Source organism: Nostoc paludosum FACHB-159 (assembly GCF_014698835.1).
GTDB lineage: Bacteria > Cyanobacteriota > Cyanobacteriia > Cyanobacteriales > Nostocaceae > Nostoc > Nostoc paludosum.
In genome coordinates, this window is sequence record NZ_JACJTU010000007.1 from 61,976 (window position 1) to 76,204 (window position 14,229).

Genomic DNA, 14,229 nt, shown 5'->3' on the forward strand with positions numbered 1-14,229 from the left:
AACTAATTTTGACTTTGATTGATACTATAAAAACAAATTCAGAAATATATTAAAATCAATTCATACCTTGCAAGAAAGTAGGCGTTCTTGTTTCTCCTGCGCTCTCCATATCCTCTGCTGCTTTTTGACGGCGACTACGTATAACCATTTTCACACCACTTGCAGGAGAGCAAATCAAACCTGCAAATTTTGGACGTTCTGGGCGCTTACTGACTAACTCTAATTCATAGCCTGAGAGAATCGTTGCTAATATAAGTTTCATTTCAAATAGGGCAAAATTTGCACCAATACAGACACGAGAGCCACCGCCAAATGGCAGAAATTCATAAGGAGAAAATTGTTTTTCTAAAAAGCGTTCTGGCTGAAATTCTTTTGGATTTGGATATAAATCTTTACGTTGATGGGTCGAATAAATATTACCAATAAGTATCGTACCTGGATGCAGTTCGTAACCCATTATTTCAACGGTCGATTCTACTAACCTGGGAAATGTAAACAATTGAGTCGGGTAAATCCGCAAAACTTCATTACACACAGCACTTAAATATGGTAGTGCAACAATGCTCATTGGGTCTGGATTTGGGCCAAGATTGTCAAGTTCTGCTAATAATTTTTCTCTAACACTTTTTAAACGATGAATCCAATATAAAGCCCAACTAATACCAGTTCCAGAAGCATCACCGGATGCAAATATAGGTGATATTAAAAGGTCACGTACTTCTTCATTGCTTAATGCTTCACCTGTTTCATCACGAGCTAATATTAAATCGCTAAGTATATCAGTACGTGAAAAATCTGCTTGCTGCCGACGTTCTTCAACCTCAGTCGATAGTAATTGAAAAAGTTCTCGCCGCAGGTGAAGAAGGTATCCATGTGGACTCCATCGACCTAAATCTTTTTCTCCAAAAAGCTTGCTAATAATTTTAACTATAAGAGACTGGCGATCGAGTTTAAGCAAAGATGCAAATAAATCTTTTATTTTGTTGTAACGTTCTCCTTCATTTAAACTAATTACCCGCTCTATACCCACTTTAAAAGTAATATCTTCAATGACCGGGTATGCAACAAAAGGTTTTCCAATTACTTGTTTATTCATCATCTTTTCTGTGAGTTCGCAAATACCTCGCCCGCAGGCTTGCATCCGCGCTCCATGAAAAGCTTGCATTAAAAGTTTACGGCGATTTTTGTGAATTAAACCATCAAGTTGTAGAACTCCTTGATTTCCTGTGATAAAAGCAAAATCTTCATTTAATGCACCCTTAGCTATAATTTCTTTAGTATTTGTAAAAACTTCTTTTATACCTAAAGGATTGCTGATGTAAACAATTGGTGTAGAACCAGACATGATAGTGACTATATCACCATAACGTTGGGAAATAGCATCCAAATAGTCAAAAGGATTAGACTCAAATTGTAAACCTAACAGCCAAAATGGTGTTTTCGGCCCTGGGGGTAGTTTCATCAGTTGGTTTTACTCCCATTATTTAAGTTTGGCACAGCATTATCAATACAAACTCTCAGAGTTTTAGCTAATTCTTGAATATGAGGTTCAACAAAAATTGAAAAATGATCCCCAGGAACTTCTATAACTTTAATAGGTTGGCTAGAACATTTACCCCAACCTAGTAAGGGATCATCAGTATGAAATTCCGGGCTTTCAAAATCATGAATAATCTCTTCCTTAGCTCTAAATAGAGTCATGGGGTGAGGATAAACGAGTGGTACATAATCTCGCATTGCTTGGACATGAACTTTGAAGAGTTTGTAATAACGAATAAAATCTTTAATCTCTGTATCAGTAAAGATGAAGTTTGCTTTTTGATTAATCAAATCAAGTTGCTCGTTGAGTGATAAATCTCGCAATTCTTCAAAAGAAACTGAAAAATCTATATTATTATCAGTTTTGATTGATTCAGCCATGCGGAGCAAAAATTTGGCATCATCATCTTTTGTAGATTCAATGCGTGTTTCTGAAAGTATGGCATCGATTACAACTAATAAATCTACTCTTTCACCCTGTCTTTGTAATTGCTGTGCCACCTCAAAAGCAAGTACCCCACCGTAACAATGACCACCTATAAGATAAGGGCCATTTGGCTGTATTTTACGAATTTCTTGTAGGTAGTAACTTGCTGCTTTTTCTACTGAAATAATTTCAGGTTCCTCTGCATCAGGGTTGTGTTCCAAAGCATAAAATGGATAATCTTCACCGAGCCTTCGGGATAAATTAATATAATGATTAATACCTCCACCAGCGCCATGTATACAAAAGAAAGGTAGCTTGGAATCAGAAGAATTAATAGCTACCACAGGAGAATTAGAACTCTCGCGGAATGGCTGACTAACAATTGCAGCTAGTTTCTCAATTGTCGGATTTTCAAAAAGAGTAGATAAGCTAAGATTATGACCAAATCTATCTTGAATTTGAGCCATTAAGCGTACAGCTAAAAATGAATGACCACCCAAGTTAAAGAAGTTATCTGTTACCCCGATAGAGCTAGTCTTCAGGAGATTTTCCCAGAGTTTTACTAATGATAATTCTGTAAAATTGCGAGGAGCAATTAAAGTTTTAGCAGTATTTAGTCGAATAATTTCATCAGTAGGAAGAGAACGCTTATCTACTTTGCCATTAGGCGTAAGTGGTAGTGCATCTAATACCACAAAAGCAGACGGTAGCATATAATTAGGTAATTTTTGTTGTAGATATGGCAACAGTTGTGTATCTATATGCTGTTTATCTGTGACCACATAAGCAATCAAACGTTGATTTTCTTTAGCATCATTAACGGCAATTACAACAGAATCTTGCACATCTGGATGTTGTGTAATCACAGTGGCAATTTCACCCAATTCTACTCGAAAGCCTCTGATTTTTATTTGTTCATCATCACGACCCAAGTATTCAAGATTACCATCAGATAAATAACGCACTAAATCGCCTGTTTTGTAAAGCTTTGTTCCGTGAATAAAGGGGTTATCGATAAATCGTTCTTGAGTTAATTCTGGGCGATGTAAATATCCCTTCGCTAAGCCTTCACCACCAATATAAAGTTCGCCTAGAACTCCTAGAGGTGTTGGTTGTAAATTGCGATTTAATACATAAGCTTGAGTATTATTGATAGGACGACCGATAGGGACGGTGTTTGCTTGGTCTTGTAATAAACTGGTGTCGTAGTAAGTGGCGTTAGCGGAAACTTCGGACGAACCGTAAAGGTTGATTAATTTTGCGAATGGCATTAATTCTCGGAAAGTTTTAGCCAAGTTAATGGATAGTGCTTCGCCGCTAGTTATCCAGAGTTTTAGTTGCGATAATTTCTGGGTCAGATGATGATAATTATCTAGAAGTAAACGTAGTAATGAGGGTACAAGTATAAGACGAGTAACTTTGTGATGCGCTAAAGCTTCTATAAATAACTGCGGGTCTAGTAAAGTTGCATTGCTAATAATGACTGTAGGAATTCCTTGAAGTAAAGGAGAAAAAATTTCCCAAACAGAATCTACGAAACTAATAGCTGTTTTTTGACAACAAACTTCTTCTGGGCTAAAGGGATAAGTTTTCCATAGCCAGTGTAAGCCATTCACTGTACCGCGATGAGTGCCAAGAACGCCTTTTGGTGTTCCGGTTGAACCAGAAGTATAGATGATATATGCGACATGTTCGGGTTTTGAAATGTTAATGGGGGTTTCTAGATTTTGTTGAGCAATTTCATCTTTTTGGATATCCAGACAAACGATTTTAGACGATGATAATGATAGTTTTTCTAATATTTTTTGTTGAGTAATTAATATCGATGCTTGAGAATCTAAGAGCATAAAATTTAAACGCTCAACTGGATAACTTGGATCTAGAGGAATATATGTACCACCAGTTTTGAGGATGGCTAAAATTCCCACTACCATGTTTATTGAACGTTCGAGACATATAGCAACTAAAGTTTCTTTTGTTACACCATGTTTTTGTAAATAATTTGCAAGTTGATTAGCTTGATGATTAAGTTGACTATAAGTTAGTTTTTCAGACTCATGAATTAATGCTAGAGAATCAGGGGTTAGTTCAACTTGCTGTTCAAATAGTTGGTTGAGGGATAATTTTTTATATTCTCCACTAGTTTGATTAAAATTAAATAATAGTTGCTCTTGTTCAGCAGCAGTTAGTAGCGATAATTCACAGATACGTTGCTCTGGATTAGCAAGGATATTTTCTAATAAAGTTTGGTAGTTATTGATAAATTGGCTAATAGTTGTTGCATCAAAAATATCTGTATTGTACTCCAAGCACCCTGTTAACCCCTCTTGGGACTCAAACATAGAAAGAAAAATATCTAGTTGAGATGTACCGCTATCAAAGTCTAAAGTACGCAAGGTTAATCCGGATACTTCTTGCACGTTTGTTGGAGTATTTTGTAGAACGAACATGACTTCATAAAGTGGATTTCGACTTAAGTCGCGTTCGGGTTGCAATTCTTCTACAATCATCTCAAAAGGTAAATCTTGATGTGCATAAGCATCAAGAGTCACCTGACGAACTCGGTGTAAAAGTTCGCGAAAGGTGGGGTTACCAGTGAGGTTATTACGCAAAACTAAAGTATTAACAAATAAACCCAACATCCCTTCTAATTCGGCTCGGTTGCGGTTGGCAATTGGAGAGCCAATTAAGATATCTTCTTGGTGGGTGTAACGATATAGTAATATGTTAAAAGCTGCCAGCAAGCTCATAAATAAAGTGGCATCTTCTTGCTTGCTTAATTGTTTGAGTGCATTAGTTAATGTTGTGGAGAATGTAAAATATTGCTTGGCACCTGCAAAAGTTGTGACGCTAGGTCGCGGACGGTCTGCGGGTAGTTGGAGTACAGGAAGTTCGCCGCTTAGCTGTTGCTTCCAGTATTTTAACTTGGTTGCGAGGAATTCTCCTTGAATGCGATCGCGTTGCCAAATTGCGAAATCTGCATACTGAATTGGGAGTTCGGGTAAGGGAGAAGGTTGATTTGTCGAGAAAGCTGCATACAAGGTTGACAACTCGCGCAAAAACACACCACAAGACCATCCATCGGTGATAATGTGATGCATGGTCACAAGCAAAACGTGTTCTTCTTGATTTAAACGTAGTAAAGTTGCTCTGACTAAAAGTCCTTTAGCTAAATTAAAGGGTTTTGTTGCTTCTTTAGCTACAAGCTGTTTAACTTCAGATTCCCAATTTTCATTGGATAAATGCTCAAGATGAATGATGGGTAAATCCCAAGTTAAATCAGGTGCAATTTCCTGTACTGGCTCTCCATTTATAAGTTTAAATGTTGTACGCCAAATTTCGTGACGCTTGAGGATTGCATTTAGACTTTGCCCAAGGGCGGTAATATTTAGCTGTCCTTTGATATGAAATGCAATAGGAATATTGTAGAAGGAACTCCCGTGGTAAAGTTGGTCAATAAACCATAGTCTTTGTTGGGAGAAAGATAAGGGAATATTGTTAGATATTTGGCGTTTGGGAATAGTATCAGCTTTAAATTTACCTCCTTTCCATTTTTCTAAGAGGGCTTTTTTAGCTGGTGATAAATTAGAACTATGTTTATCCATTGGTAATATTTAATGAAAGCTAAAAGATATTTAATTGCACGCAGAGACGCGGAGGCGCAGAGAGGGGGAGAGGAGAAATTTTTTTCCCCACTCCCTACTCCCTACTTCCGACTCCCTGTATTAAGAGAGGCTTTTTGACAAACAAAGCAAGCTATATCTTCGCTTTCTCCAAAGTCTCTGGTGTTATAGTAATTAAATTCTGTAAAGCCAGCATCTTTTAAGGCGAACTGAACTTCTTCTAGAAAGTGATCTTTTCTTAACCAAACGGTGTCTGAACGCTGCCAATTTTTATCTATTAATTCAAATCCTGTTACTTTGATTTCCCACATCCTTTCTTCTGGTTTGTAATAAAATAATTCTATTAATGAGCATTTATCATTGATGTTGATAATATTAAAATTGTTTTTCTGAGCAGCTTCATGTAACCAGTCTGTTATTGGTATGTTGAACACAAACACTCCACCATCTTTAAGTGCAGCATATATGTTTTTAAATACTGTTTTTAAGTCTTCATTATTTTGGATAAAATGCAGAACATCGTTTGCCAAAGCTGCATCAAAGGTGGGTGGTAAATCAAACTGACGTATATCACTAAGGATAAATTCGCTTTCAGGCGCATTTTTTCTAGCGTAGTTTAGCAGCCCTTGAGAAGCATCTATCCCAGTAACTTTATAGCCTCTAATGTTGAGTTGTTGTGCTAAATATCCAGAACCGCAGCCAAGTTCAAGAATGTGGGTTCCCGCAGGAAGTTGTGATAATAATATTTGGTCTAAAGCAGGGATTATACCTTTTGCTAAATCTTCGGGTGTGTTCTTGAATTCGTTCTGCAAGCGAGCGATGGGTTCATAGTTAGGAAGAGTGTTTAGTAAAGACATAGACTATTTTTTCTGTTGGTGAATGAAGGTTTATAATCAAAAAACTAACCGCAGAGATCCAGAGGACACGGAGAAAAAAGATAAAGATTTATTTGTTACCTAAAAGAGCTTCTACTTCTTCTTGAGATAATTCTTCTATTTTTTCTAACAAAAGTTCTTCTATCATTTCTGCTTGTTTGACTGGGATCGTGGCTTGTGATAAAAGGTCGCGCAGTGGTAAATCTATAGGAAATTTTGCCCGCAATCGAGAAACCAATTGAGTTGCAATGAGGGAGTCTCCTCCTAATTCATAAAAGTTGTCATAAATACCAACTTCTGTAATTCCAAGTACCTCTTGCCAGATTTCTGTAATTTGTTTCTCTAATTCATTTGTAGGAGCAAAATAAGAATTACTCAGTTGTGGTCTAGAATAGCGTGGGGATGAATCTAATTGGTTATCAGAGTTTGAATTTGCTAAATAATCAAGGTGAAATACATAGTTTTGCCTACCTTGATTGTCTACTGTAGAAACAACAATTTGAGTTGGTTGTTCTAGAGATAATATTTTTTGAAATACTTCTATAGCTTCTGTTGGAGTAACGCCTAATTCTATTTTGCCTACTTGTTCTAAGGATTTTGGCTCTTGGGTGAAATCTAATGTTGCTAATTTAGTATTTAAAGAAGTCTGTGAAGATTTAGCATCAATCCAGTATCTTTGTCGTTCAAAGGGATAGGTTGGCAAAGGTAAACGATGACGCTCTTCGTGGGCATAAAATCCTGGCCAATTTATATCTACGCCAAAAAGCCACAATTTACCTAATGTTTGTAATAAAAAGTTCACATCAGATTTTTGCTCTTGCACATGAGGTAAAGAAGTCAAGACATTTTGTTTAGCATTAATATCTAAATGTTGTTTGGTTAATGTGCTTAAAGTTCTTCCCGAACCGACTTCTAAAAAAACACCTTCAAACTGCTTTAAGAGTTGAGTTATACCATGAGAAAATTTCACAGTTTGGTGTAAATGTTGGCTCCAATAGTTAGGATTTCTAGCTTGTGTATCTGTAATCCAATTACCAGTTACATTGGAAATAAAGGGTATACGTGGTGGATTCAGTTTAATTCTTTGGAACGATCGCCCAAATTCCTCTAAGATTGGCGACATCATTTGAGAATGGAATGCATGGGATGTATGCAATAAACGACATTCAATTTCTTGAGATGATAATTGATTTTCCAGCGTGGCGATCGCTTCTTTTGTTCCAGAGACTACGCATGAAGTGTGGCTGTTAATGGCTGCGATTTCTACAGAGTTGGAAATTAGCGTTCGCACTTCTTTTTCACCAAGCCTAATTGCTAGCATACTCCCTGGGGGTAACTGTTGCATCAGTTGTCCCCTTTTTGCCACGATGAATAGCACATCTTCAAGAGAAAATACACCTGCGATGGCAGCTGCAACATATTCGCCAATGCTGTGACCAATCATCGCCGCAGGTTGCACACCCCATGACATCAATAACTTAGCCAAAGCATACTCAATTACAAATAATGCTGGCTGGGTGAAGGCTGTTTGTTGCAGTTTTTGGTTAGCGACGCTAATTTCTTCTAATTTTGGAAACAGCAAATTACGAATATCAAGACCGAGGTGGGGTTGCAAAATCTCGGCGCAAATATCTACATGTCTGCGAAATGTTGGTTCGACTTCGTAGAGTTCCCGACCCATGTTTGCATATTGCGACCCCTGTCCAGAAAACATGAAAATGACAGGTTGTTCTCTATGCTCTTGATATACAGTAAAAGTCCGTTCTTGCTGCTGTGTTTTTAATACAGTGACAGCATCTTCAACATTTTGGCACACCAAAATTCGGCGATGGTTGAAAGCTCTACGACCAACTTGTAAAGTATGAGCGACATTAGCTAAGTTTACTTCTGAATTTTGTTTAAAATATGCTAATAAATTTTCAGTTGCAGTTTCTAAGGCTGTGCTAGTTTTAGCTGATAATAATATTAATTGCCAAGGCCTAGATTTATCAGAATACGTAACTTCCGGTGCTTCTTCTAGAATTACGTGGGCATTAGTTCCACCAAAACCTAAGGAACTAATTCCTGCTCTGCGAGGAGTATTGTTAGTTTTCCAATCAGTCAGTTTAGTATTAACGTAAAAAGGGCTATTCTCAAAATCAATCTCTGGATTTGGAACTTCAAAATTGATGCTAGGAGGAATTTTTTTATATTTTAATGCTTGTACAGTTTTGATTAAGCTTGCTATACCAGCAGCTATATCTAAATGTCCGATATTTGGTTTGACTGAACCGATAGCACAGAAGCCACTTCTTGGTGTAAAAGCACGAAAAGCCTTAGTCAACGCTGCAATTTCTACGGGATCTCCAGCAGCCGTTCCAGTTCCATGAGTTTCTATATAAGAAATAGCATCAGCATCTATTCCAGCACTTGCTAAAGCTTCCACAATAACTTCAGCCTGACCGTTTACACTAGGTGCAGTATAACTAACTTTTAAAGAGCCATCATTATTAATTGCTGAACCTTTAACTACCGCATGAATATAATCTCTATCCGCTATGGCATCTTGTAATCTTTTTAATACAACTATTCCCAGTCCACTGCCAAAAACAGTACCCTGTGCTTTAGCATCAAAGGCTCTACAATGACCATCAGGAGATAAAATTCCATCCTGTTCATAGTAATAACCGGACTTTTGGGGAACGATAATTGTAACTCCACCAGCTAATGCAATATCACACTCTCGATCGAGCAGACTTTTACAGGCTAAGTGTAACGCAACTAATGAAGTAGAGCAGTAAGTTTGGACTCCTATACTTGGCCCTTTTAAGTTTAATTTATATGAAACATTTGTGGTTAAAAAATCTTTATTAAAAGTATAGTTGTTAGAAATAACTCTGGAATTAACATTATTATATATATTATTAAAAAAGTAAGTATTTGTGCTGACACCACCATAAACTCCAATCAAACCATTGTATGTTTCTGGGTCGTATCCAGCGTTTTCAAGAGCTTCCCAAGCACATTCTATAAATAGGCGATGTTGGGGGTCAATTAATTCGGCTTCTTTTGGACTGTAGCCAAAGAATCTGGCATCAAAATGTTCGATATCTGGTAGTATAGGCGCTGCTTTAATATAATTTGGGTCGTTTAAGACTTCCACTGCCAAATTTAAATCTGCTAGGTCACCATCGGATAAAAATGAAATAGACTCAACTTTATTTTGGATATTTTGCCAAAATTCCTCGATATTGTTGGCACCAGGGAAACGACCGGACATTCCCACGATTGCTATATCTAGATTTACTGTTGATTCTTCCATGACTTTATTAACCAGATAAATTAATTTTGTGTTTTAGTGAGTTTGCATTTTTACCTGTCTTCTTCTTTGTCCTCTACTTAGCCTTTGTTCAAAAGCGTTTTTCTCAGATTCCTCAGGAGCAAAAATATTTGTCATAGAGCTGATATTTGGACATTCATACAGTTTGGCAACAGATAGATTGGAGTCAAATTGCTTATTTAAAATAGCGATGAGTTGAATACCTATGAGTGAATCACCACCAAGCTCAAAGAAGTTATCATAAATTCCTATCTTTTCAATTCCAATAACTTCTTGCCAAATATCAACTAGTTTTTGCTCATTTTGATTGCGCGGTGCAACGTAATCATTACTGAGTTCCGGTCTGGGATATTTTAATTTGGATGAATTGACAGTTTCTAAAAAATCTAGTCCTGGCGCGTTGTTGTCAGAATTATAATATTTGAGTACATCTAATAAGTCAGAGGTAGATATTACAACTTGAGGCATTGTATTTTCTAAAATCCGGTGAAATACATCTACACCTTCATGGGGTAATATGCCTTGCTTAAGATTTTCTAATCGCAATTCTTGGAGTCGTTGTGGTAATTCTGTGTTTACCGCCATCCCAACTTCTTGCCAAGTATCCCAATTAATGCTTGTAATAAATCGGTTTTGTTTTCCAGCATAGCAGTGAGCATAAGCATCCAAAAAAGCATTTGCGGCACAATAATCTACCTGTCCAAATTCCGCTATGATTGAGCTATTTGATGAGACTAAAACAAAAAAATCTAATTCAATATTTTTGAGAATTGTATCAATAACTATTGTTCCCTTTACCTTAGGAGCCAGAATTCTTTGTGCGTCTTCTGGAGTTTTTCGTTGAATTGCACCGCCTCCAGAAATTCCGGCGGCGTGGATAACGCCATTGAGTTCGCCAAATTGTTGTTGAGCTTGAGCGATCGCACTTTGCATTTGTTCTATATTACTAACATCAGCAGCGATCGCCAAAACTTCTGCACCCAAATCTTCAAGTTCTTGAACTTTGCGAATCTTACAGCTAGTACTATCAGTTTCATCATGAGTAGATAGCCATTGAGACCACTCATTTTTGTTGGGTAAAGCAGAACGTCCTACTAACAGTAACTTTGCTTGTACAGTTCGAGCTAAATATTCTGCTAAAACAAGTCCAATACCTCCGAGTCCACCTGTAATTAAATAGACTCCTTTTTCTCGTAATCGAGGCTTTTCAGTTTTAGTCTTCTCAAAACGTACTGGCTCAAAACTCTGCACCCAACGATTCAAACCTCGATAAGCAATTAACTTCTCTGATTTATCAACCGTCAATTCTGCCAGTAAATTTTCTATTAGTTTTTGTTCTTGCCAACTGCCATCGGGAGGAAGGATAACATCAATGCTACGGCAATTGATATTTGCATATTCTTGAGAAATAACTTTAACTGGGCCGAGCAAAGTTGCCTTCTCTGGAGAAAGTACTTCAGTTCCTGTTACTGACTGTAGGTTGTTAGAAATAACTGTGATTTCAAAATTGTTAGTTGTTTCCCGTCTCCCTAAAACTTGGGCAATAAACAATAAACTATAAAATCCCTTTATTTGGGCTGTTTCTAATTCTTGGTCAATAATAGGTGTAACACTCCATAAATGAAGTATCTTTCTTGGCAACTTATTTTGCCTAATTAATTCTTCAAATAAAACATCATAATTATCATGACTTTCAGGATTAATAGTATATTCAGACTTGCCTAGTATGGTAAAGTTTTCGCCTACTTTCACCGTAACGACATCTTGGCTTTGTTTCTCTAGTTCTTTTACTAAATTGATACCTAAGCCGCACTCATCGAGAAACACCAAAGTACAATATTTTTCAGTTACTAATTCTTCAGTATCTAGTTTAGCTGGAGGTAAAGAAGGCTTCCAAAAAGGAAGGTAAAACCAGTCGGCTATATCAGGTTTTTTAACGAGTGAGGCTGAATTATGATTATTATCTTGCTCTGGCTTTTTCGCATCAATCCAATACCTTTGTCGTTCAAAAGGATAGGTAGGTAAAGGTAAACGATGGCGCTTTTCTTCGCTATAAAATTCTGACCAATCTATATTTACACCAAAAAGCCACAACTGCCCTAATGTCTGCAACAAAAAGCTAACATCTGATTGTTCATTGTGAGGTAACGAAGTCAGTAGGTGTTGTTTGGCATCGATATTTAAATGTTCTTGAGTTAATCTGCTTAAATTTCGTCCCGGCCCTATCTCTAGAAAAACACCTTCAAACTGCTCTAACAGTTGAGATATACTATCAGAAAATTTCACACTTTGTTGTAAACTTTGGCTCCAATAGTTGGGATTTGTGGCTTGTACGTCTGTAATCCAACTACCAGTTACATTGGAAATAAAACGAATCCGTGGCGGGTTGAATTTAACTTTTTTTCCCTTGTTTGTTACAATTACTAAGGAATCTTCTAAAGAAAATACACCTGCGATCGCAGCTGCAACATATTCACCAATACCTTCACCAATCATTGCTTCTGGTAGCACACCCCATGACATCCATAACTCAGCCAGGGCATACTCAATTACAAATAATGCTACATCGATGAGGTTAGCTGCGGCAATTTTATCTAAGCTTGAAAACAGGAAATTGCGAATATCAAAACCGATGTGAGATTGCAAAATTTCGGCACACTTATCTACATATTTGCGATATATTGTTTCAACTTCGTATAATTCTTTGGTGATGTTGCAATTTGGCGATCGTTCTCCGGAAAACATGAAAATTACAGGACAACGAGATGGCTGGAAATGATAGTCAAAAACTCCTTCTTGGTCATGATTTTGAAGGAATTTCACAGCGTCATTCAAGTCTTGGCAAACTATCATACGCCGATGGTCAAAAGCTCGGCGACCTACTTTTAGAGTGTAAGCTACGTCAGCTAAGTTAATATCAGGATTTTGCTGGAGGTAAGTAGCTAAATTTGCTGTGGCAGTTTCTAAGGCTGTGCTAGTTTTGGCTGATAATAATATTAATTGCCAAGAGCGAGAAGCACTAGATTCTTCAATTCTTGGAGCTTCTTCTAATATTACATGGGCGTTAGTTCCGCCAACACCAAAAGAGCTTACACCTGCTCTACGAGGTAAACCGTTAGTTTTCCACTCTGATAATTTGGTATTAACATAGAAAGGACTGTTAGCAAAATCTATTTCTGGATTTCCTTTTTCAAAGTGTAAACTAGGGGGTATTTGTTGATGTTTTAATGCCAGAACTGTTTTAATTAAACCTGTCACCCCTGCTGCTGTATCTAGATGTCCAATATTAGTTTTTACTGAACCAATAGCGCAGAAACCTTTTTGATTTGTGCTAGCACGAAAAGCTTGTGTGAGAGCCTTAATTTCAATCGGATCTCCCAAGGGGGTCGCAGTTCCATGAGCTTCAACATAAGAAATAGTATCGGCTTCAACACCAGCTAAAGCAAGTGCTTCTGAAATTACTTCTCTTTGACCGTGAACGCTAGGTGCTGTAAAACCAACTTTTAAAGAGCCGTCATTATTGATAGCCGAACCTTTAATTACAGCATGAATAAAATCTCCATCAGCAATAGCATCCTCCAATCTTTTTAATACAACAATTCCTAAACCATCGCCAAACACTGTTCCTTTAGCGTTAGCATCAAAAGTCCGGCAATGTCCGTCAGGAGAATGAAGAACTCCCTCTTGATAGTGATAGCCAGATTTTTGAGGCAGCTTGGCTATAGAAACACCACCAGCCAAAGCTATATCACTTTCTCCGTTGAGCAAACTTTGGCAGGCTAAGTGTACGGCTATTAATGATGTAGAACAGTTATTCTGAACATTAATACTTGGGCCAGTAAGATTTAATTTATAAGAAATTTGCGTACTTAAGTTATCTTTTTCATTACCAATAAAAATATTTAAAGCATCTATCGACTCGATTAATTCTTTATTTGAAACTAAATTTGTAAATAAATAATTACTGTTAGTTCCCCCAGCATAAACCCCAATCTTACCTTTGTAAGATTCGGAATCATACCCCGCAGATTCTAACGCTTGCCAGGCGGACTCTAAAAATATCCGATGCTGGGGATCTGTGATTTCAGCTTCTCTAGGAGTATATCCAAAAAATGCAGCATCAAATAACTCAATACCATCTATTATGCTGCCTACTTTCACATAATTTGGGTCATTGAGTACAGTTGGCTCTACACCAGCAGCTAAGAGTTCTTCATCTGTAAAACGCGAAATTGATTCTACTCCATCTCGCAAGTTTTCCCAAAAATTATCAACATTATTTGCACCTGGAAACCTACCAGTTATACCAATAATAGCTATTTCATCACTATCATCAAAATTTTCAACTTCTTGAGAATTATTCATAGAAAAACTACCTAACTACACATCCTCTTGCGTTCCTCTCTGCGCCTCTGCGTGAGATAAAAAATATTACTCTGACAAGCT

Annotated in this window: 5 protein-coding genes and 1 pseudogene; all 6 read right to left on the reverse strand. The window is 37.2% G+C overall.

What is annotated here, in order from left to right:
• Positions 1–55: 55 nt before the first annotated feature.
• Positions 56–1,462: a cytochrome P450 gene (locus H6H03_RS09250; protein ID WP_190954843.1), complete on the reverse strand. Its 1,407-nt coding sequence runs from the start codon at positions 1,460–1,462 to the stop codon at positions 56–58.
• On the reverse strand, positions 1,462–5,571 hold the full coding sequence (locus H6H03_RS09255) for a non-ribosomal peptide synthetase (RefSeq protein ID WP_190954844.1): 4,110 nt from the start codon (positions 5,569–5,571) through the stop codon (positions 1,462–1,464). Before H6H03_RS09255 ends, H6H03_RS09250 begins: the two co-directional genes overlap by 1 nt.
• Before the next feature lie 101 nt (positions 5,572–5,672).
• Positions 5,673–6,446 (reverse strand): class I SAM-dependent methyltransferase, encoded by a 774-nt coding sequence (locus H6H03_RS09260; RefSeq protein WP_190954845.1) that lies wholly within the window; start codon positions 6,444–6,446, stop codon positions 5,673–5,675.
• A gap of 88 nt (positions 6,447–6,534) precedes the next feature.
• Positions 6,535–7,131 carry a phosphopantetheine-binding protein gene (locus H6H03_RS42205; protein WP_449289990.1) on the reverse strand — a complete coding sequence of 199 codons (597 nt, stop codon included), beginning with the start codon at positions 7,129–7,131 and terminating at the stop codon, positions 6,535–6,537.
• A pseudogene (locus H6H03_RS09265) lies at positions 7,105–9,765 on the reverse strand (type I polyketide synthase); the annotation flags it as partial. The gene H6H03_RS42205 and the pseudogene H6H03_RS09265, both read right to left, overlap by 27 nt.
• Positions 9,766–9,798: 33 nt before the next feature.
• Positions 9,799–14,148: a type I polyketide synthase gene (locus H6H03_RS09270; protein WP_190954847.1), complete on the reverse strand. Its 4,350-nt coding sequence runs from the start codon at positions 14,146–14,148 to the stop codon at positions 9,799–9,801.
• Positions 14,149–14,229: the final 81 nt, after the last annotated feature.

Bases quoted from the DNA above. Each gene is read 5' to 3' on its own strand.
- H6H03_RS09270 (WP_190954847.1), bottom strand. From the start codon at position 14,148: ATGAATAATTCTCAAGAAGTTGAAAATTTTGATGATAGTGATGAAATA.
- H6H03_RS09260 (WP_190954845.1), bottom strand. From the start codon at position 6,446: ATGTCTTTACTAAACACTCTTCCTAACTATGAACCCATCGCTCGCTTG.
- H6H03_RS09250 (WP_190954843.1), bottom strand. From the start codon at position 1,462: ATGAAACTACCCCCAGGGCCGAAAACACCATTTTGGCTGTTAGGTTTA.
- H6H03_RS09255 (WP_190954844.1), bottom strand. From the start codon at position 5,571: ATGGATAAACATAGTTCTAATTTATCACCAGCTAAAAAAGCCCTCTTA.